The organism is Halogranum rubrum, assembly GCF_900114455.1.
GTDB lineage: Archaea > Halobacteriota > Halobacteria > Halobacteriales > Haloferacaceae > Halogranum > Halogranum rubrum.
Window position 1 is genome coordinate 50,323 of sequence record NZ_FOTC01000007.1, and the last position, 18,916, is coordinate 69,238.

An 18,916-nucleotide genomic window follows, 5' to 3' on the forward strand; every position below is an offset into this window, starting at 1 on the left:
TATGCTCGTTCGTGCACACTCTCGTCTGCGCCAAGGACAACCTTTACACCGATGTGCGTACCCACCTCCGGGTATGACGGAGACCGTACTCCTCGTCGGCGGCGGCGGACGTGAGCACGCCATCGCCCGCGCACTCGCCGACGACTGCGACCTCTACGCCTGCGCCAGCAACCGCAACCCCGGCATCGCGTCACTCGCAGTCGGGTTCGAGTCACTCGACGAGACGGCGAGCGAGGACATCGTCGCCTACGCCGAGGACGTAGGTGCGACGCTCGCCATCGTCGGCCCGGAGTCCGCCCTCGCCGCGGGCGTCGCCGACGCCCTCGACGACGCCGGCGTCTACACCTTCGGTCCGCAGGCCGAACAGGCCCGCATCGAGACGGACAAAGCCTTCCAGCGGCAGTTCATGGACGACAACGACGTTCCCGGGAATCCGGACTTCGAGACGTTCGACGACACCGAGGCCGCCTGCGACTACATCGACGCCTACGGCGGCGACTTGGCCGTCAAACCCGCCGGTCTCACGGGCGGGAAGGGCGTGAAGGTCATCGGTGACCAAGTCGACAAAGAGGGGGCGAAGGAGTACCTGCGCGAGGAGCAGTACGACCGCATCGTCCTCGAAGAACGCCTCGTCGGCGAGGAGTTCACCGTCCAAGCGTTCGTCGCCAACGGTGACCTCGTGACGACGCCCGCCGTACAGGACCACAAACGCGCCTACGAGGGCGACGAGGGGCCGAACACCGGCGGCATGGGCAGTTACAGCGACACGACGTTCGAACTCCCGTTCATGACCGAGGAGGACTACGCCGATGCCGTCTCCGTGCTGGAGGCCGTCGTCGACGCTCTCGACGGCTACAAAGGCATCCTCTACGGCCAGTTCATGCTCACGAGCGAGGGACCGAAAGTCATCGAGTTCAACGCCCGCTTCGGCGACCCGGAGGCGATGAACACGCTCCCTGTCCTCGAGACGCCGTTCCTCGACGTCCTCGCCGCCGCCCGCGACGGCGCGCCGATTCCCGAACTGGCGTTCGCCGAACAGGCGACAGTCTGTAAGTACGCCGTCCCCGAGGGGTACCCGACGGACCCCGACGCAGGCGCGAAAATCGAAGTCGACGAGGAGAGTGCAGGAGACGCGTTGCTGTTCTACGCGAGTGTCGACGAACGCGACGACGGGTTGTACACGACTACCTCGCGCTCGTTCGCCGTCGTCGGCGTCGCCGACAGCATCAGTGAGGCCGAGGAGAAAGCCGAGAGCGCCCTCGAAGCGGCAGGCGACGGGTTCCACATCCGCCACGACATCGGCAAGAGTGAGTTGGTGCAGCAGCGCATCGACCACATGAACGAGTTGCGGGAGTAGAGTCGCAGATCACGTTTGGGACCAAACGTACTGTTCGACAACACTGTTGTGTCGTTGAACCACACAGTGAGACCACCACATGGAACTCGTGCTTCTGGCTCCGGACGACATTGAGACACCTCGACTCGTTAGAGCGTACCATGCATTCTGTGCAGAGAAAGCAAGTGACCCCGACGAACGTGAGAAGCATCTCTCTGTTGGGGAGGTGCTGGCCGAAAACGTATCTGAAGGGTTCGACATTATCGAAGACATCCCACGTATCGTCGTCGAGACGTACGGTGGACGGCCGATATACAGCGTGTTCGAATCTGCTTCCGGACAACGAGAGCCAATCGAAGGTCGTCGCATCATCGACCTGATTCAACTACTTCGGGAGGCGGGCACAGTGTCTAAGGAGCAAAAGGTCGGCCCTGACTTCTGGGACCCGTTGTGGAGCATGGAGCGCCGCTCCATCGCTCTGTGTGAGTTCGCACTCGAAAACGACTATTCGGTGGGGGTCACAGACTGACACCCCAGATTGAGTTGTTCGCTTGCTTCTCGTCTGTAGAACTAACGAGCGTAACTTTCGCACTGCCACGCCGCCTGCAGTTTTATCCCCGGCCGTCGAATCCCGTGACGTGACTGACACTGACGACACCTCCCGCCACGACCGGGTCACTCGCCACCCCACACCCGGCCCGCGAAACTCGCTGCAGTCGTGGACGAACGCTCGCTCACCGCTCGTCGTCGCGCGGAACTACCTGCTCGTGTGGCTCATCCGCATCTCGCCGAGTCTGAAGCTCAAGAACTACCTGCTCAAAGCCATCGGCGTGACCGTCGGGACAGGCGTCTCGTGGGGCCTCGAAGCGACGCCGGACGTGTTCTGGCCGAACCTCATCACGCTCGAAGACCACGCCGTCGTCGGCTACGACGCCACCCTCCTCTGTCACGAGTTCTTGCAGGACGAGTACCGGACGGGAGAGGTGGTTATCGGCGAACGGGCGATGATTGGCGCGGGAGCCATCGTCCTGCCGGGTGTGACCGTCGGCGCGGGGGCACAAGTCGCCGCCAACTCGCTCGTCACACGGGATGTCCCGCCGGGAGCGACGGTTGCGGGTGTCCCCGCACAGGAGATGGGCCACGCTGGCGACGTTGGCGACAGTGACGAGAACGAAGCGTAAGAAGCGTAAGCGACGAACTACCGGACGCGGACGATGCCCTGATTGAACACCTGACGGTTCGGGATGATGTACTCCTCTCCGTCGGTCTCGACGCGAGTGACCAGCACGTCGACTTCTTGGACGATACCGTTGTGCTCGCCGATGCGTATCTCGTCGCCGATGCCGTAGGTTTGCGTGAGCAGGAGATAGGTCCCGGCGGCGGCCGACTGCAGCATCGGGCGGAGCGCGACGAGACTGAACAGGACGATAGCCAGCGCGTAGACGCCGAGGAGGACGATGAGTGCGAGTGTCGCGACTTCGATTTGGCTCAGCGCGATGAGTGCGGCGACGTAGAACACGCTGTACTTCGCGAGTCGCGGCAGGAAGTTTACCTCGGGAACTTTGACCCCGCGCAGTCGCTCTTGGACGAGGAGTTCGACCTTGTCCCCGACGACGATACCGATTATGAGGATGAGGACGGCGAGGAACAAGCCGGGGAGGAACCCGACGACGCCGCTCCAGAAGAGCGTCGTGTACTCGATTTGCGCCACCGTCAACGCGACGAACAACGTGAGCAAGAAGACGAAGTAGCCACTGAGTTTCGCCACGATAGAGACGGTCGACGTCCCGAGTTCGTGGGCCATCCGCTCGAAGGCGGTTCCCTCGATAGCGCGAGGGACGCCCGCCCGTTCGAGGAGTCGTCGGTTGACGACGGTGACGACGTAACTGAGCAGGATGCCGATGAAGAGGACGGCGAGTGCCAGCCACCACCGTGGTGGTACCTCGGTCAGAAACTGCTGCGCTTGCATCTCAGTACTCCTCCGGGTCGATTTCGAGGACGAGTTTCCCGCCCTTGAACGCCCGGACGAGGCCGTCGGACTCCGAGAGAACGATGGCCGTCGCGTTGGTGTCGCGCGTGATGGCCCCGCCCGCCATGTGTCGTGCGCCGAGTCCCTTCGGAATGTCGACGCCCTCTGCAGATGGTTCGAGATAGCGGTAGGCGGAGACGATTTTCCCCGAGTCGCTCACGACGAACGCGCCGTCGAGTCGCGAGAACTCCTTGAGCATCACGTTGACGATGGGGTCACCGACGTGGACGTGGGACTTCTCGAAGGGGTTGTACGAGAGAGGGCGAGACTTGTTCATCACCTTGCCCGCGTCGCCGACGACGAACAGCGCACCGACGGGCTTGCCTTTCTGTCCCTTCTGCCCGAGTTCGATGGCGACTTCGAAGACGTCACGGATGACGCCGGGGTCGGCTCGAGAGTTGACGAAGAGGTCGTAGACGCCCGAGCGCATCGACTCCCCGACGCGGACCCGAATAGTGGTGTCGATGTCACCACCGAACGTCGAGACGACGCAGGCGACGACGTCACCCTCCTCGAACATGCCACGGTCCATCGCCCCCTCGATAGAGAACTTGACTCGGTCACGGACGTTGTCGAACTCCAGAGGGAGTTCGACGAACGTCTCTGCACCGACGGTGTTCTCCGGTGCGACGACGACGAGTTCCTCGTCGAGTTCGGTAAAGCGCTCGTAGTACGAGCTGCTTGGAGAAAAGAGAAACACACCATCGACATCCACCACGAGGTCCGCGAGGAGTTCGCTCAACGTCGCCATTGGCACGTAAAAATCAGGCTACGGAGAAAAAGGTTTGTGAGCGGGTACTGGTAGTAAGAGTGCCCGGTCGTTTGCGACTCGACGACGTGGGTCGTGTGCTCGTTTCACTTACTCGTCGCTGATGTACATCTTACTCGGCTGTCGTTATTCAGTTTATTTGAACAGTGTCAAAGTTTATAAACGTCCCACCTAACTCTCTGCCGATTGCCCTCTGTCATCACCCAGAAGGGTGAGGAGTCGACGAGACAGAGCGGTTGGAGAGGCGAGATGACGACACCAACCATATTCACAGACCGAATCGGACGCCGAAAGCTGCTTGCTGCGTTGAAGCGATTCGAGACGAGTGACGTCGACGTCACTGTCTCGACAGCGCTCCGCGCAGACGGAGGAGACGATGAGGAGTTGACACCGCTGGAGCCAACGGCGACCTACTTCGCCGTCTACACAGGTACTGGCACCGAACCCAACGCGTTTCAGTACCCCGACGGGCCGACAGATTTTCGCGGGTTCGACCCCGGCGGAGTGCTGTTCGACACGAGTGCGCTCTTGAAGACACACGATGGAACCGTTCTGCACTACGACTTTCACTTCACGCCCGACAACAGTATCGTCGGGTCGAAGAGACCGTACGTACTGGTCCACGAGGGCGATGGACAGTACCACTCACGTGGGCAACTCGCCGAGTTCGATGTCGAAGAGACGCCTCCCCTGTTCGAGTTTTTGACGCCAGGGACGTGGCGAGCAGTCGGGTTCGACATCGTCCAACTACACGAGAAAGGTGGACAGTTCGACTGGGCGGCCACGCGTGTCGACTTCTACCGACTCGACGGCGACCACCCCGAGTACGCAGTTTCGCTCGTCTACCTCCTCTGGAGTGACGAGTTCGGTAGTGAAGTGAGAGACCCAGAGAATCCACAGCGGGACGCGCCACAACTCGTCGTCGACGTCGGACGGACGCTCGTCGAGCGTGGTCCTCGGACCACGGCCCCACCAATCGAACGAGACGGAGACGAAAGCAGGGTCGAAGAGGACTGTTACGGCGGTGATTGACGGCGAAGGTAGAAGGTAAACACGGTTCCGCGTGGCTGGTTCGGTTCGAGGGAGATACGGCCGCTGTACTCGTTCATCAACTCGGAGACGAAAAAGAGGTCGATACCCTGGCCGTGTCGAACCTGGTCGCCTTCTTCGAGTCCGAGCACGAGATCGAGGTCTTCTTCGAGGATTCCCGGACCGTTGTCGGCGACGGTGACGATGACACTCTTCTCGTCGACGTCGAGCGAGACGTCGACGATCGGAGTTTCGGCGTCGTTGTGCTCGACGGCGTTTTCGAGGACGGCCTCGAACGCCTTCGTGAGCGCGGTGTTCGCTGTTGCGTAGGCTTCGGGGAACTCTCCGACCGAGAACTCTGCGTTCGGGAAGCGCTCACGTATCGCGTCGACCTCTCGAAGGAGCATCTCGTCGACACGAACCGGCTTGATGTCGATCTCTTCCTCTGCCGAGAGCAGGTCTTCGAGCGCGCGAGCAGTGTCTGCGCGAGCGAGCAGGCGAGTCAACCGGGATTCGGCGATGTCGATGCTCTCTGCTTCCTCCGAACCAGGTTCGAGAGCGCTTCGGAGGAGGTCCAGATGACCGAGGATGACGTTGGCGTCGTTCCGGAGGTTGTGTCGGAGGACACGGTTCAGGATGCGCGTCGTCTGTTCGGCACGGCGTCGTTTCGTGATGTCCACGAAGACGCCACCGTAGGCGATGACTTCGTCGCCGTCGTAGAGCGGGGTCGCCGTCGCGTAGCCGTAGCGAAATCGGTCGTCTCTTGCCTTCAGTTCGGTACTTCCGATCCACGGTTCTCCCGCGTACAGTGCTGGGGCGATTTCGCCGAAGAACAGTTCGGGGTCGGAGATGAGTGCGTCCGGCGTCTGACCGATGATCTCGTCTCGGTCGTACCCGGTAAACTCTAAGAGGGCATCGTTGACGTCGCGGATGACGTAGTCTCTCCCCGCGATGATGGCAGGGTTCGGTGTCTCCCGGAACGCCCGCTTGTATGCGACTAGCTCTATCTCCTCACCCATTCGTTAGTAAGAATCTGACAGCGACGTGGATAAACATTGTGCGCACACGACAGTACAGCGTCCGTTCTGGAGCGGAGTACATATTATCTGACAGTGAAATTTATAGACGACGAGAAATAACGGTAAAACAGTGACTCTTAATACGAGAAATTACACATTGAAAGAATCGAGAGGAGCCGACGGCTCGAAGATTCCGATCGAGGAGATCGACGACGTCGTGCTCCCGGAGTCGCTGACCGAACTCGTCGAGACGTACGAGGCCGTCGTACAGACACGAGACTCGTACATCTGGCGGTGGTTCTATTCGGTCTCACAGCAGTTCCAACTCTCGTGTGTGCCGTCTTCGAACCACGAGCACGCTCTCGAGCAGAAGTCGATACTCACCATGTTCGTGACGATGCTCGACGACCTCGCAGAACACGACGGCGACCGCCAGACGTTCCAAGAGGCACGCAAGATTCCGTTCCCGAGTGAGCACCCAGTCTCTGACAGAGACGGCGTCGATACAGCGTTCGTCGAGTTCGCCCAGCAGGTGTGGGAGGCGTTCGAGACACGTCTCCAGACGGCACCTCGATACGAGGAGTTCGTCGAGTTGTTCCGGTTCGACTTCCGACAAGTGATAAACGCTATCGACTACAGTCTCGTCACGAACGAACACCCCGACGCCTCGACACTCGGCGGATGTGAGCAGTACGACGCACACAACATGGTCGTCTTCTCCTACGTCGACGTCGACCTCATGCACTCGCCGTCGTTCGAACGAGACGAACTCGTCGAACTCCGAGACGTCGTCTGGGACGCACAGATGATGGCCCGTATCGGGAACTGGGTCACGACGTGGGAGCGAGAACTCGAAGAGGGCGATTTCTCCTCGGGCGTCATCGTGTACGCCCTCCAACGAGACATCGTCACCGTCGACGAACTCCGGAGTGACGACGTCGACGAGAAGGCCGAACTCGCCGAACGAATCCGTGACCACCAAGTCGAGGAGTACTTCATGACCGAGTGGGAGACGCGCTACAGTAGTTTGAAGAGTGGACGAGTGACGGCGTCGTCGGTCGATATCGACGCGTTCGTCGAGGGGATGAAGATGGTACTGACGTACCACCTCGCAAGTCGCGGGAAGAAGTGATTCGAGCCTCGGTCGAAAGAAACCGAGCGGGTATTCTTGGCTGTACGAGTGAATCGCTGTCGGGTAGACCGACGGTTTCGGTCGTTTCTCGTCTTCTCGCGTAGACTCACGGGACCCGGCGATAGTCGTCGTCGCCAGTGAAGAGATTCGAAGCGACAACCAAGAAAATCGCTAACGAGATACCGAGACTCACAAACTCGGCGCTCGTCGGGTCGAGGCCAAGAATACCGAGTAACACCGCAGAGAGAAACACCAGACTGACCAAACTCAACCCGAACACGAGTACGTTGATGTACCGACGTCGGTTGCCAGCGTGGGTGTATAACTCCACGTCGTCCAGTCGAGGTCCCCGGCGTATCGTGTTCGACTCGTCTTCGTAGTGGACGATGTTCCGTTCGTCGAGCACGGGAAGATGCGTCTGTTGAAGCGACACGTAGACGCTCTTGTAGGTGTCTTCGTCGCTCGCTTCGCCAGCGATGAATGTTGCGAGTTCGTCGAGAGCCGTCCGCTCGTGTTGTCGAACGTACTCGATGACGTGGCGGCGACGAGCGTTACTCAGTACGTAGAAGACGTCCTGCCAGTCGAGGGTTTTCGTCGTTAGAGTTGTCTCATTCATCGATAGTGAGTCGTGGTGGAGTGTCGCATTCGTTTGACTGCTCTCGAGAATAGTGTTTACAGGATCCAAGAAAAATGTTGCTGAATTTATAACTATGGCCGAAGGTGTGATATTCTGTACTGGCGGGCCGCAACGAATAGGTAGCCCATAACGTACTCACAGAGTTTCACAGAGAGGTGACTGTTCGGTACAACCAGAACTCGGCGAGATGTGAAATCGCTCCGGGTGGCAGTCGGTCGTACAGTCAGTGCGTAGTGCCGATTAATGTCGGTTTACTGTTGGGTTATCTACTACGTTCGGTTGCATCCGTCTCTCTGGTTACGAAGCACGCAGGCTATGACTGTAGTTCGAACCGTGTATGGCGTCGGATAAGCATACGTTATTTTTGCCGTTCTAGTTACGTTCCTGAAAAATGTCGAGATCTGTCGGCGCTGTGTAGGCGAGTTCTCTCGGTGTCTCTCGATACAGGGACATGATAAATAATGGATAGCAATGGGAGGAGAGAGTCACTCAGAGACACGACTGTCGTTCTACGCAGAGTGCGTATTAGTCAGGTTTACGGATGAAAGACAGACGTAACGACGGGCTAAGGAGATAGTACGCGCAGAATTACAATAGTCGTTTCTCTCGCAGGGCCCAACACATGACCAACAGGGACTCGGATGAGAGGAGTCCACCGTGTCCAGCGTGTGGGTCCTCTCAGATTTCTCCTCTCGAGATTGCCGAGCACAAACGGTGCGGCGCCGTAAAACCGCTCGAAGAGTTTCGAGTAGAGTCGGGGTACGAGTGTCCAGACTGCCATCTGGACTGTAGTACAGATAGTCTCTCTTCTGTCGGCCGTGGCTCGCTCGTCAGTTGTGCGGACTGTGGGAAGCGATACGACTCTGACGTCGCATCAGATGACGTTCGAGACCGAGAGACGTCGTTCAGTCGGGATTCGCTTCCCTCGTTCGGGAACGGAAATACACGAACAGGAGACCGACTCACCCTTCCAGTCGGTGGGCGTGTGTTTCGGAAGGCACTGACAGTCTTTCTCATGTTGTTTATCATCTCGTCGGCAGTTGTGACTGCGGTAGGGACCGCACCACTCCTGGAAGACCAAGCAGAGTCGAGTGGCGACTGGAAACAGTACCAGTCGGTCGTTATCTTCAGAAACGACGATATCCAACCGTACTATCGTCGGGCAGAGATGGAAGCCGTCGACGAAGTGTTCGTCGAAGAAGGAGTACCAGTCACACAGGGAGTGATTCCGAGAAACGACAACGAGTCACTCGACCCGAACCAACAGCTCTGTCAGTATCTTCGAGACAGAGCGACGGCGCATCCAGATCTCTTCGAGTTCGCACTGCACGGCTACACCCACGAGGAGTTGACCTCCTTCCACAGTGGAAGTGAGTTTGGGGGACTGGCCTACGAGAAGCAACACCACCGAATCAGCGAAGGGACGCGCACGCTCGAATCGTGTATCGGAGAGCGTCCACGCACGTTCATTCCGCCGCTCGACACCTACGACAACAATACGGTACGTGCACTGGTAGAAGCGAACTATACGGTCGTCTCCGGAGGAGGATGGTTCACGAACCAGTATTACGGAGAGACCCGTCCGTTCGAGACGAACGGTCTCCTCCACGTCCCGAACTCACAGTCGTTCGTCAAAAACTGGTCCACGAACGAGTTCTACAGCGAGCGAGCGATCGAGCGGCGGTTCGATAGAGCATACCAGAATCAGTCGTTGTACATGCAGATGCTCCACTATCCGACCTTCACCGACGAGTCGAAGCTGGAGACACTGCGTGGTGTCATCGAACACATGAAGTCGAAAGAAGGCGTTCGGTTCATGACCGTAGGGTCGTTCGCAGAGAAGTACCAGTCGGGAGAACTGAAGCGAGTCGACGATGGGTGGTTAGTGTGGGAGGAGAGCGACAGTTCCACGACGACACTCTCCGACCGTGTCGACGGCTGGATGCACGAGATAGGCGAGAAGGTTTCTTCGACGGTCCGAGTCACGGAGCCAGACGTTCGGCTGCTGAAACAGGAGGTGAACTGAGTCGATGGCCTCGAAACTCTCTGATGCGATTTCGGCCTTGATTTGCCTCGTCGCACTTATCCCGTATGGCCTACTTCTGGGAACGCTTCCCCAGCGCACGTTCTTCGCTATCGCGACGTTCACGGTCGTACTCGCGGGCTATCTCCTCTGGTCGTACTACGTCGTGGAGTGGCGTCCCGAGTACGAGTCCGTCTTCTCTGTTCGGGGTCTCGCCGTCGTCCTCGTACTGACTGCCGTCGGCGTCGTCCTACTCAAGTGGGTGCCGCCGTCACCGGTCGCGTTCGTCCACCTCGGGGCGCTCGTACTGTTCTTCTCGTACTGGCTCGTCATGGTCATCGCACTGTACCACGAACTACGGGCGAAAGACGAGTTCGTTCCGCTCTCTTCACCGGAACCGATCTCTGTTCTCGTCCCTGCGTACAACGAAGAGGGATACATCGGCGGAACGATCGAGGCGCTACTCGCGACCGAGTTTCCGAGAGACAAACTCTCCATCGTCGTCGTCGACGACGGAAGTACAGACGAGACGTACGAAGAGGCCGCAGCCTACGAGTCGGACATCGTCTCCGTGGTGCGAAAAGAGAACGGAGGAAAGTATTCGGCGCTGAACTACGGACTACTCTTCACCGACGACGAATTCATCGTTACGGTCGATGCGGACAGTGTCGTCCACCCGACTGCACTCACGGAGATCGTCACTCCACTCCAGACCGATTCGACCGTCGGGGCCGTCGCAGGCAACGTCAAAGTCTCCAACCGTGACTCGCTGGTGACCAAGTGTCAATCGCTCGAATACATCTTCGGAATCAACATCTATCGCCGAGTGTTCGACCACTTCGGCGTCGTCCCAATCGTCCCAGGGTGTCTGGGTGCGTATCGACGAGATGCACTGGAGGCGGTGTGCGCGTACGACCCCCAGACGTTGACAGAGGATTTCGATACCACGGTGAAGGTGCTCAAAGCCGGCTACGACGTTCGCGTGAGCAAGGCGCAGGTGTTTACCGAGGCACCCGATACGTGGAAAGACCTCTACAAGCAACGGCTACGGTGGTATCGCGGGAACTTCATGACCTTCCTGAAACACTTCGACGACCTGATGGACACGAGACACAGGATGGTCCATCGCCTCTGGCTCCCACTCAGCATCGTCGAGATGTTCTTTCTCCCCTTCGCGAGTTGGGTCATCCTCGGTGTCATCGTCTATCTGCTCGTCAGTGGACTCGTCGCCCAGACCATCGCACTGTTTGCGTTCTTCACCAGTATCGTGATTCTCATCAACGTACTCGCGCTCAAGATCGAGGGAGAAGAGTTCGAACACATCCTCTATGCGCCGCTGTTCGTCATCGGCTACAAGCATTTCCACGACGCGATCATGGTCAAGAGCCTGATCGACGTCGTTCGAGACACCGATATGCAGTGGACCAGTGCAAGCAGAATCAAACAGCGTGACCAGTCGAAGCCAGCAACTCACACGCAACCCGAGACTCGCTCCGACTGACACCTCTCGACCACCCTACAACAGTTTCGACGATATCCAGAGACACTTTATGGCTCACCAATCGAACGAATCTCGGCGAAGTACGCTCGTATCGGCGCTCCCATCGATTACGCGGACGCAGCTAACGCTCGGCGGTATTCTGCTCGTTGCGATGGGGCTTCGGCTCTACCGCTTGACGAGTACGAGCCTGTGGCTCGACGAAGTCACTACACTCACTGCGAGGGCAAACCTCCCCGTCGAGCAACTCATCTCAGTGGCGGTCAACTCTTCGCCTCATCCGCCAGGGTATTTCCTCGCGCTTCACTACTGGCTCTCGTTCGCCGGGACGACCCCGTTTGCAGCGCGGTTCTTCTCTGTCGTCTGTGGGGTCGGAGCGGTCTTTTTCACCTACAAGATAGGCCGTCGACTGTTCACACCACGGACCGGGTTGGGTGCCGCACTCCTCCTCGCGATATCACCGATGCACATTCAATACTCGCGAGAGGCCCGGATGTACGCACTCTTGTGCTTCTTGACGGTGGTCTCGATGTACTACTTCGTCCGACTACTCGAAGGGGAGAGAACGGTCTCTGTCTTCCTCGGCTACACCATCGGTAGCATCTGTCTGATGTATACGCACATGTTCGCGCTGTTCGTTATCCTCGCCCAGAACAGTTACGTGCTCTTCGTTACCGTCTGGAGCGGGTCGGAGTTGAAGCCTCGTCTGACCGTCTGGGTCGGATTACAGGCACTCCTCGGCGCGGCGTTCGCACCGTGGTTGGTTCTCATCCGCAGTTACCTCCTCGGCGTGCTCGAAGGAGGTGGTGGGTCGCTCATCGGTTGGCTCACCGAACCGACGCTCAAGACGCTGCTTCAGACGCTTCTCTCGTACACTGGTTACGTGAGGAACTACCCGTTTTGGTCCGACCAACTCTACAGCTATCTCATCTCGTTCGTCGTCTTGTTCGTCGCCCTCGCGTCGGTGGGGGTTGCATTCCTCGGCTATCGCTCCGAAACGATGGACTACTCACTCCGTGCGTATCTCCGACGGTACTGCGTCGTTCTCACGTGGGGCGCCGCTGCGGTCTTGGTTCCCTACGCCTTCTCACTCTTCGTCACACCGATTTACTACACCCGCTACACGATCGGTGCACTCCCGGCGTTCTATCTTCTTGCAAGCCGCGGAGTCGATACACTTCGTTCGCCGGCTATCCGGAGAACGATGGCTACTATTCTCGTCGGTGGGCTGTTGATAACCGCCGGTATCTACCACACCACTCCCTCCAGTGAGCAGTGGAAAAGCGCAGGGGAGTATATCGATTCGGAGTCCGAACCTGGTGAACTCGTCTTTCTCACACCGTCCTACCTCGACCGCCCAACGACGTACTACCTCAACGGGTCGAACCTCACGTTCGAGACCGTTCCACCTGCGGCCAGCGGGTTCGACGACGGGCCCGATCCAGAGAGGACGGTGTCCACGCGACGGTTCTGGGTCGTGACTGCGACGACGTACGAGCAATCGACTGGGTGGCTCGGTGCGATCAACTCGTCGTACACACTCCGTGAGCATCGCCGGTTCGGAAGTGTACAGGTCTATCTCTACACGACAGAGACGACGGCGTCGAACTCGACGACGAATCGTGTCACACCCCATCGAGAGCGCGAACAGTTCGCTCAGAAGTTACCGGCGAACTGATCGTCCGTCAACAGTCGTTCTGGCCGCTCTCCGTTCGAGAGGACGTCACGTGTCACCGCACGCTTGTACGAGTCGTAGACGTTGTACTGGCGGTCGTCGGTCTCGTAGGTGTCCGTCCCTCGCGTTCCATCGAATACGGCCCAGTCGGTCTCTTTGTCGACGTTGAACCAACACGCCATCTTCACGTCTTCGCGTCTCATGAACTCGTAGACGTCGGTAATCCACTGTGACTTCGCTGCCGGACGTGGAGTCCCCTCTTTGAACGACGTCGACCCGAACTCCGGAAACGCGACTGGCTTCTGTGTCAGCGTACGAACTCTCGACAGCATGGGAGCGAACACCTCGTCGGGCGACATCCACTCCGACCAATCCTGCGTGCTCCCAAAGTTGTAGCCGTCGATTCCGACCCAATCGACGAACTCGTCACCAGGATAGTACTCCTCAGTTGCGACGCCGCCGACTTCTCTGAAGTTGGGGTTCCACATCCACTGAACGTGTGTCGCTGTCAGCCCCGCCTCTCGGAACCGGTTGTAGAGATACTGCCACGCGGACCGATAGTCGGCCGGCGTCGTCTCTGTTCCGACCGCACTCCACGGCAGCCAGTTTCCGTTCATCTCGGGCAGTGGCCGAAAGTAGAGTCGTCTGTCTTCACCGTCGCCGTCGAGAACCCACTCCGTCAGTGCAGATATCCATCTGTCGATGATGTCGTCGTACTGGCCGGTGTGGATTCGGCGCTCGATATCCGCCGGCGTCTGTTCGGGAGTGCCGAGGTAGGGCAACCACGTAATCACCGGTACGTGTCCCGTCTGCCAGACCGGGGTCAACTGCGTGTCGAGGTAGTCCCGAATGCTGTCTTCCGAGAGATTGGCGTTCACGTACAGCGTGAGTACAGTCGGAACCCGGCCGAGCCACTTCTCGAACGGTCGAAAAGTCGCTGGCGACGCCGCTTTCCGACCGGGATAAAACCCGTGAAGGAGAGGAGAACGCGAGCCAGCGGCCTCTAAACAGCCGCTGCTGGCGACGACACAGCCAGTAGAGAACAGCGTGAGACACTCTCGTCTCTTCATGTCTGGCTCTTCTCGGCGGAATCCGTTATACTCTGTCATACAGTGAACGAATCACACTGCCAGTGCGAACGAACCGGTAGTGAGTTTCTACGGCTGTCCAGAGAGACTGGGGATAGCGAGAGTGCCAGTGAACACATAATCGAATGGAACTGGAGAGTGCCTCGGAGTTAGAGCCGAATACGGTCAGCAAAAGTAGAACCAGTCGTGTAGATAGATATCTAAATAAGTATTTAGATGGCAGAGGGATTGTCGAGTACGACGCCGTTTTCCGTTTCAACTCGGCCTCGCCCCACAGTCACGTGTCTGACTGCTGTTCGGACAGAATATGCATGGGACCGGATTTGAACCTCGGTCACTCCGCGTCGCTCCGTTCCCTGCCCCAAATCCGCTCGTGAGCATTCACTGCTCACTTCGTTCGCAGTAGAATGCGTGGGACCGGATTTGAACCGGCGGACTCCTACGAGACAGCGTCCTAAGCGCTGCGCCGTTTCCTGGCTTGGCTACCCACGCGCGTTCGTTGCTACAGGAAACGTCAGTAAGAAGGTGTCGTTCGACGTCGTCGCCGACCGTTTATATCCCGTCGCGCCGAAGGTCGGTCTATGTATCGTGCTCGTGACCACGTCGACAACGAGGAGTGGCTGGCCGCCATCGACCGGGCCGGAGACAGCCTCGAACTGGGGTCGGAGGCACGCTCGAACGCCACCGATCTCTTCTTGTCACACGTCCCCGACGCCGACCGGTCGAAACCGGCGACTGCCGCCGCGAGCATCTACGCCGGCGCACTCATCGCTGGCGAAGAACGATCACAGACGGCCGTCGCCGAGTCGATGGGTGTGACGCGACTCAGCGTGCAAAAGCGATGGAAGACGATTCTCGAAGATGCGGGGTTTCGACCGCCGAGTTGGTAGAGCGGTAGTGAACCGAGTGTCTCAGTCGAGAGACGTCTTCTCGCGGCCGTCGCGTTCCGGCGTCAGCTTGCCGTGTTCGTCGATTTCGCCCATGACGATACGCGTCGAGGAGATTCGTTCGCCGTCTTCGGCGGGGACGTGGTCGACGATTTCGAGACGAAGAGGCGAGAGTTCGTTCTCTGCACGAATCTCGTTGACGTGCTCGCCGCCGTCGACCGTCTCCGGAGAGACGATGAGCACGTCGAACCCCGCTTCGGTCGCGATGCCGGTCGGTTCGTCGAGACGGCGAATCGTGAACTCCCGGTCGTACTCGTCGGCGAACCGAGTCAGTTCGGCGCGCAGGTCGTGCGCTCGCTCTTCGTAGGGTCTGACGTACCGGTCGACGTGTCTCGTCGTGGGTGCGAGTTCGTCAGAAGTGAGTCCGACCGTCACGTCGCCGAGTTCGAACGCCCGGTCGAACAGCGCACGGTGCCCGTCGTGAATCGGGTCGAAAGTCCCGCCGAGCACGACGTCCATATTTCGGCGTAGATGCGGGAGGACTTAAACCGGTCGGCTGATTGCGGTTCGGTGGGTTACTCGTCGTTTCGTGCAACGACAGTCGAGCGGTCGTCACCGTTGACGGTGATAGTGACCGGGCCACTCTCTGCGTCGCGAGACTCGTCGTCGAGTCGCTGGTCGAGGTTGAACACCGTGTTCAACTGCTGTTGGACCTGTCCGACCGCGCCACGGACGAGTTCGCTCGGGGCAATCGCCTCGTACTCGTAGGGGTTGTTGCCCGCACCAGCGCTCTCGCGTTTCTTCCGTGAGACGATTTCCTCGCCGTGGAGTTCGGCGAGCGCCTCTCGAACGGTCGACGGGTAGAGACCGGTTCCGTCGGCGACTTCCTCGCTCGTGCTCTCGGAGCGTTTTCGGAGATAGACGTAGATACGGGCGCGGGTCTCGGTGTCGAGAAGCCACGCGAGCAGGTCGATGACGCTCTGGTCGAGTTCCTCGACGGCCCGGTCGGCGCTCTCTTCGATTCGCTCGCGTGCCGTTCGTCCCTCGTCACTCGGCGTCTCGTCTCCCGAATCGGTCCTCTCTGTGGCTTCGTCAGGAGCATCGTCTGCGGACATGTGTTCTGCACCGCAGGTCAGAACTACGCCGGGAAAAACGTTTGCTTGTCAGAGAGATCAGAGCGATTAGAGCGATTAGAGTAATCAGAGCAGGACAGACGTACAGAGCCCATCGAGTCCTTCTTTCTCGTGGATGCGGCGCTGTCGCTCGGCCCCACTCTCATGGTCGAACAGTTCGCGTAGTCCGGAGACGCCGAGTCGGTCGCACTCGTCGTCGACGAACGTCGCGAGGTCCACCGTCTCCTCGCACGAGCGGTCGAGGAAACTCGCCTCGTGGCCGTAGCGCATCGCTCGCCACTTGTTCTCGTCGAGCAGTTCGCGGCGGATGTCTGTTCCCGACTCGCCGTCGTCGTACCGCTCGGCGAGGTCCATCACGAGCGCGTGGACGTACTCGACGAACGCGAGGACGGCCTCGGGGTCCGACTGCCCGTCCGGCGTCCGGACTTCGACCGTCCCGTGGCCGGTGTGCGGGCGGACGTCGTACCAGAGTTCGCCTCGGTCGTCGATCGAACCCAGTTCGACCATTCGACGCTCGAACCGCTGGAACGCCTCGAAGTCCTCGAACGCCGACGGCATCCCGGTGTTCGGGAGTCCCTCGAAAATCTTCGCTCGCGCCGAGTGGAGGCCCGTATCGAAACCGTTCCAGTACGGCGAGTTCGCCGAGAGGGCGAGAAGCGGCGGGAGGAACCACCGCAGTTCGTTCGCAATCCACGTCGCCTTGTCCGCGTCGTCGACGCCGACGTGGACGTGAAGCCCCGCGGTCGTGTTCCGGTGTTGTGGATACTGAATTCGGTCGAGTTGCGCCCGATAGCGCGGCTTCTGTGCGTGGTCGAGTTCGCGCCACTTCGCGGCCGGGTGGAGACCCGCGCCCGCAATCTGGTAGCCGTGGTTGTCGGCGTGTTCGACGAGTGCGTCTCGAATCGAGCGGACTGCCTCCGGTGCGTCTTCGGGGTGTTCGATGAGCGGTGTCTGCGTCTCGATGGTGAACTGGAACAGTTCGTGGTCGAGGCGTCCTGCGAGTGGTTCCGGGGGTTCGTCGTCCCCGTACACCAGGTCGTCGATACCCGAGGTCGGTCGTCCCGCGTCGTCGACAATGTAGAACTCCTCTTCGACTCCGAGCGTTCCGAGTCGCGTGAACGACTCCGGCGACCCTAACTCCATTGCCCGCCCCTTCGAGTCGGTCCATTAAATAGGTCTTGGCATTGGCAGAGTAGACGAACACGCCCGACAGCGTTCAGCACGGCCGAATCCGTGTTCGAAGGCTGTCACTCGGGGCGATACGCGGCGTCGAAGAACGCGACTTCGAGGTGGACCGCTCGGACGAACAGCGAGGCGACGCGTCGCTGTCGACGCGGTGAGAGCGTCGGACCCAGCGTGTCCATCTCGTCACGAAGCCACGAGACGAACGACGCGAACCCGGGGTTGTCGTGGAGCGTCACCCACTCTCGGTAGGAGAACGGGTCGTCCGGCGTGTCGACCGATTCGGCCCACGTCAGATACACCCACTCGACGGGGAGCAACACGGCCAACGTCTCGGCGTAGCCACCGGTCGTCGCCGCTCTCCCGACCACGTCGCATAGCGCCGCCGTCGGTTCGGTGAGCGGCGGGTTCTCGTAGGCCGTTGGCGCGACACCGAGTGCCTCGAAGGACCGCTCGAAGTAGTCGTCCTCGTCGTCGGTGACCGTGTTAAGGAACTCGACGAGTCGGCGCTTCTGTGCCATCGTCGGCGCTTGGCCGGCGCCGTAGCCAACGAGACTGACGAGCGACTCGACGAACGCATAATCCTGCACGAGATAGTCGGCGTAACACTCCGAGTCGAGCGAGCCGTCGCCGAGTTCGTGGGTGAACGCGTGCGTCGTCGCGTCGGTCCACGCCGGTTCCGACTGTGCACGAAGCCACTCGGAGAACCCAGTTTCGTCGCTCTCGGCGAACGAGGGGAGGCGTGACTCGCTCATACAGACCACTCCTCTCGTCGCCACGCGGCGTCCCAGAAGGCGTACTCGTACCGGGCCGAGGTGAGAAACAGTTCTCTGTATCGCTTGCGCTCGCTCTCCGTCGCCGACGCCGCGACGTCGTCCACGAGGGATTTGCACCACTCGGTGAGTTCGGTGAACTCGTCGCTACTGTACGTTCGAATCCACTCGGTGTACCGTTCCTCGTCCGGTAAGCCGTCTTCGCGCAGTCGGAGTCCAGTGTCGTTGAACCCCCACATACAAGGGAGCAGCACGACGACGAGTTCGCCGAAGGTCCCCATCGAAGCGATGCGGACGAGGAAGTCGGTGTACGCCTGCGTCGTCGGCGACGCCGTCGTCGCCTCCAACTCGGCCGCAGAGATGCCGAAGTCGGCGGCGTACTCGCGGTGGAGGTCCATCTCGGTGTGGAGCGTCTCCGAGAGGAGCGTCGCGAACGTCCCCATCCGCTCCAGCGTAGGTGCTTGCGCCGCCCCGAGCGCAAACAGACGACAGTAGTCGACGAGATAGACGTAGTCCTGTCGCAGCCAGTAGCGAAAGTTCTCTTCGTCGAGCGTCCCGTCGCCGATACCAGCGACCATCGGATGGTCGTAGATGGCCGACCAGACCTCGTCGGCGTCGTCACGGAGTTCGTCGGTGAACGACATAGTGGACCGTTCTCGTCCAAGAACAAAATACCACTAGATGATACAACCACAGAATACAGCGA

19 protein-coding genes and 1 tRNA gene are annotated in these 18,916 nt (G+C 59.6%); 9 read left to right on the forward strand and 11 right to left on the reverse strand.

Annotation, left to right across the window (positions count from 1 at the left end; translation table 11 throughout):
* Positions 1 to 73 precede the first annotated feature (73 nt).
* The 3 genes from purD to BM083_RS19340 all read left to right on the forward strand — a co-directional run bounded on the left by purD (position 74) and on the right by BM083_RS19340 (position 2,517).
* Positions 74 to 1,357, forward strand: a complete 1,284-nt coding sequence (gene purD, locus BM083_RS19330; RefSeq protein ID WP_089871759.1) for a phosphoribosylamine--glycine ligase — start codon at positions 74 to 76, stop codon at positions 1,355 to 1,357.
* Positions 1,358 to 1,436: 79 nt separating this feature from the next.
* Positions 1,437 to 1,865: a hypothetical protein gene (locus BM083_RS19335; RefSeq protein WP_089871762.1), complete on the forward strand. Its 429-nt coding sequence runs from the start codon at positions 1,437 to 1,439 to the stop codon at positions 1,863 to 1,865.
* A gap of 109 nt (positions 1,866 to 1,974) precedes the next feature.
* Positions 1,975 to 2,517 (forward strand): acyltransferase, encoded by a 543-nt coding sequence (locus tag BM083_RS19340; RefSeq protein WP_089871763.1) that lies wholly within the window; start codon positions 1,975 to 1,977, stop codon positions 2,515 to 2,517.
* 17 nt (positions 2,518 to 2,534) lie between these two features.
* Here BM083_RS19340 and BM083_RS19345 read toward each other — a convergent pair whose 3' ends face one another.
* Positions 2,535 to 3,305 carry a mechanosensitive ion channel family protein gene (locus tag BM083_RS19345; RefSeq protein WP_089871765.1) on the reverse strand — a complete coding sequence of 257 codons (771 nt, stop codon included), beginning with the start codon at positions 3,303 to 3,305 and terminating at the stop codon, positions 2,535 to 2,537.
* A 1-nt stretch (position 3,306) separates the two neighbouring features.
* Positions 3,307 to 4,116 carry a diadenylate cyclase gene (gene dacZ / locus BM083_RS19350; RefSeq protein WP_009365465.1) on the reverse strand — a complete coding sequence of 270 codons (810 nt, stop codon included), beginning with the start codon at positions 4,114 to 4,116 and terminating at the stop codon, positions 3,307 to 3,309.
* A 267-nt stretch (positions 4,117 to 4,383) separates the two neighbouring features.
* Here dacZ and BM083_RS19355 point away from each other — a divergent pair, with 267 nt between their 5' ends.
* Positions 4,384 to 5,166 carry a hypothetical protein gene (locus BM083_RS19355; RefSeq protein WP_089871767.1) on the forward strand — a complete coding sequence of 261 codons (783 nt, stop codon included), beginning with the start codon at positions 4,384 to 4,386 and terminating at the stop codon, positions 5,164 to 5,166.
* On the opposite strand, the gene BM083_RS19360 is transcribed toward BM083_RS19355, so the two are convergent.
* Positions 5,151 to 6,182: a PAS domain-containing sensor histidine kinase gene (locus BM083_RS19360; RefSeq protein WP_089871769.1), complete on the reverse strand. Its 1,032-nt coding sequence runs from the start codon at positions 6,180 to 6,182 to the stop codon at positions 5,151 to 5,153. The two genes, BM083_RS19355 and BM083_RS19360, sit on opposite strands and share 16 nt — an antisense overlap.
* Positions 6,183 to 6,339: 157 nt before the next feature.
* On the opposite strand from BM083_RS19360, the gene BM083_RS19365 reads away from it, so the two are divergent.
* The gene (locus BM083_RS19365) at positions 6,340 to 7,314 is read left to right on the forward strand and encodes a hypothetical protein (protein ID WP_089871771.1); all 975 of its coding nucleotides are present in this window, start codon (positions 6,340 to 6,342) and stop codon (positions 7,312 to 7,314) included.
* 106 nt (positions 7,315 to 7,420) lie between these two features.
* Here the strand turns inward: BM083_RS19365 and BM083_RS19370 are convergent, their stop codons facing one another.
* Positions 7,421 to 7,930 carry a DUF7344 domain-containing protein gene (locus BM083_RS19370; RefSeq protein ID WP_089871773.1) on the reverse strand — a complete coding sequence of 170 codons (510 nt, stop codon included), beginning with the start codon at positions 7,928 to 7,930 and terminating at the stop codon, positions 7,421 to 7,423.
* Positions 7,931 to 8,993: 1,063 nt separating this feature from the next.
* Between BM083_RS19370 and BM083_RS19375 the strand changes: the two genes are divergently transcribed.
* From BM083_RS19375 to BM083_RS19385, 3 genes are read left to right on the forward strand one after another with little or no spacing between them, the layout of a single operon-like run.
* Positions 8,994 to 9,977 (forward strand): DUF2334 domain-containing protein, encoded by a 984-nt coding sequence (locus tag BM083_RS19375; RefSeq protein ID WP_245756951.1) that lies wholly within the window; start codon positions 8,994 to 8,996, stop codon positions 9,975 to 9,977.
* 4 nt (positions 9,978 to 9,981) lie between these two features.
* Positions 9,982 to 11,475 (forward strand): glycosyltransferase family 2 protein, encoded by a 1,494-nt coding sequence (locus BM083_RS19380; protein ID WP_089871777.1) that lies wholly within the window; start codon positions 9,982 to 9,984, stop codon positions 11,473 to 11,475.
* A gap of 49 nt (positions 11,476 to 11,524) precedes the next feature.
* On the forward strand, positions 11,525 to 13,150 hold the full coding sequence (locus BM083_RS19385; RefSeq protein ID WP_089871778.1) for a glycosyltransferase family 39 protein: 1,626 nt from the start codon (positions 11,525 to 11,527) through the stop codon (positions 13,148 to 13,150).
* Here the strand turns inward: BM083_RS19385 and BM083_RS19390 are convergent.
* Complete coding sequence (locus tag BM083_RS19390; RefSeq protein WP_177197710.1) at positions 13,129 to 14,217, reverse strand: glycoside hydrolase family 26 protein; 1,089 nt, start codon at positions 14,215 to 14,217, stop codon at positions 13,129 to 13,131. The genes BM083_RS19385 and BM083_RS19390 overlap by 22 nt on opposite strands.
* A 426-nt stretch (positions 14,218 to 14,643) precedes the next feature.
* Positions 14,644 to 14,727 (reverse strand) — tRNA-Leu (locus BM083_RS19395).
* Between the two features lie 89 nt (positions 14,728 to 14,816).
* Here BM083_RS19395 and BM083_RS19400 point away from each other — a divergent pair.
* Entirely contained in the window at positions 14,817 to 15,125 is a 309-nt protein-coding gene (locus BM083_RS19400; protein ID WP_009365460.1) for a cyclin family protein, read from the forward strand.
* A gap of 21 nt (positions 15,126 to 15,146) precedes the next feature.
* Here the strand turns inward: BM083_RS19400 and BM083_RS19405 are convergent, their stop codons facing one another.
* From BM083_RS19405 to tenA, 5 genes are all read right to left on the reverse strand, one after another.
* The gene (locus BM083_RS19405; RefSeq protein ID WP_089871782.1) at positions 15,147 to 15,641 is read right to left on the reverse strand and encodes a phosphopantetheine adenylyltransferase; all 495 of its coding nucleotides are present in this window, start codon (positions 15,639 to 15,641) and stop codon (positions 15,147 to 15,149) included.
* A 56-nt stretch (positions 15,642 to 15,697) separates the two neighbouring features.
* The gene (locus tag BM083_RS19410; protein ID WP_089871784.1) at positions 15,698 to 16,237 is read right to left on the reverse strand and encodes a helix-turn-helix domain-containing protein; all 540 of its coding nucleotides are present in this window, start codon (positions 16,235 to 16,237) and stop codon (positions 15,698 to 15,700) included.
* An 84-nt stretch (positions 16,238 to 16,321) separates the two neighbouring features.
* Positions 16,322 to 17,398 (reverse strand): glutamate--cysteine ligase, encoded by a 1,077-nt coding sequence (locus tag BM083_RS19415; protein WP_089871786.1) that lies wholly within the window; start codon positions 17,396 to 17,398, stop codon positions 16,322 to 16,324.
* A gap of 104 nt (positions 17,399 to 17,502) precedes the next feature.
* Entirely contained in the window at positions 17,503 to 18,192 is a 690-nt protein-coding gene (locus tag BM083_RS19420; protein WP_089871787.1) for a TenA family protein, read from the reverse strand.
* Positions 18,189 to 18,854: a thiaminase II gene (tenA, locus tag BM083_RS19425; protein WP_089871789.1), complete on the reverse strand. Its 666-nt coding sequence runs from the start codon at positions 18,852 to 18,854 to the stop codon at positions 18,189 to 18,191. The genes BM083_RS19420 and tenA overlap by 4 nt, the downstream gene beginning before the upstream one ends.
* Positions 18,855 to 18,916 lie beyond the last annotated feature (62 nt).

Coding starts and splice junctions, on each gene's coding strand:
- purD (WP_089871759.1), top strand. CDS start 74: ATGACGGAGACCGTACTCCTCGTCGGCGGCGGCGGACGTGAGCACGCC.
- BM083_RS19335 (WP_089871762.1), top strand. CDS start 1,437: ATGGAACTCGTGCTTCTGGCTCCGGACGACATTGAGACACCTCGACTC.
- BM083_RS19345 (WP_089871765.1), bottom strand. CDS start 3,305: ATGCAAGCGCAGCAGTTTCTGACCGAGGTACCACCACGGTGGTGGCTG.
- dacZ (WP_009365465.1), bottom strand. CDS start 4,116: ATGGCGACGTTGAGCGAACTCCTCGCGGACCTCGTGGTGGATGTCGAT.
- BM083_RS19355 (WP_089871767.1), top strand. CDS start 4,384: ATGACGACACCAACCATATTCACAGACCGAATCGGACGCCGAAAGCTG.
- BM083_RS19360 (WP_089871769.1), bottom strand. CDS start 6,182: ATGGGTGAGGAGATAGAGCTAGTCGCATACAAGCGGGCGTTCCGGGAG.
- BM083_RS19370 (WP_089871773.1), bottom strand. CDS start 7,930: ATGAATGAGACAACTCTAACGACGAAAACCCTCGACTGGCAGGACGTC.
- BM083_RS19380 (WP_089871777.1), top strand. CDS start 9,982: ATGGCCTCGAAACTCTCTGATGCGATTTCGGCCTTGATTTGCCTCGTC.
- BM083_RS19385 (WP_089871778.1), top strand. CDS start 11,525: ATGGCTCACCAATCGAACGAATCTCGGCGAAGTACGCTCGTATCGGCG.
- BM083_RS19390 (WP_177197710.1), bottom strand. CDS start 14,217: ATGAAGAGACGAGAGTGTCTCACGCTGTTCTCTACTGGCTGTGTCGTC.
- BM083_RS19400 (WP_009365460.1), top strand. CDS start 14,817: ATGTATCGTGCTCGTGACCACGTCGACAACGAGGAGTGGCTGGCCGCC.
- BM083_RS19405 (WP_089871782.1), bottom strand. CDS start 15,641: ATGGACGTCGTGCTCGGCGGGACTTTCGACCCGATTCACGACGGGCAC.
- BM083_RS19410 (WP_089871784.1), bottom strand. CDS start 16,237: ATGTCCGCAGACGATGCTCCTGACGAAGCCACAGAGAGGACCGATTCG.
- BM083_RS19415 (WP_089871786.1), bottom strand. CDS start 17,398: ATGGAGTTAGGGTCGCCGGAGTCGTTCACGCGACTCGGAACGCTCGGA.
- BM083_RS19420 (WP_089871787.1), bottom strand. CDS start 18,192: ATGAGCGAGTCACGCCTCCCCTCGTTCGCCGAGAGCGACGAAACTGGG.
- tenA (WP_089871789.1), bottom strand. CDS start 18,854: ATGTCGTTCACCGACGAACTCCGTGACGACGCCGACGAGGTCTGGTCG.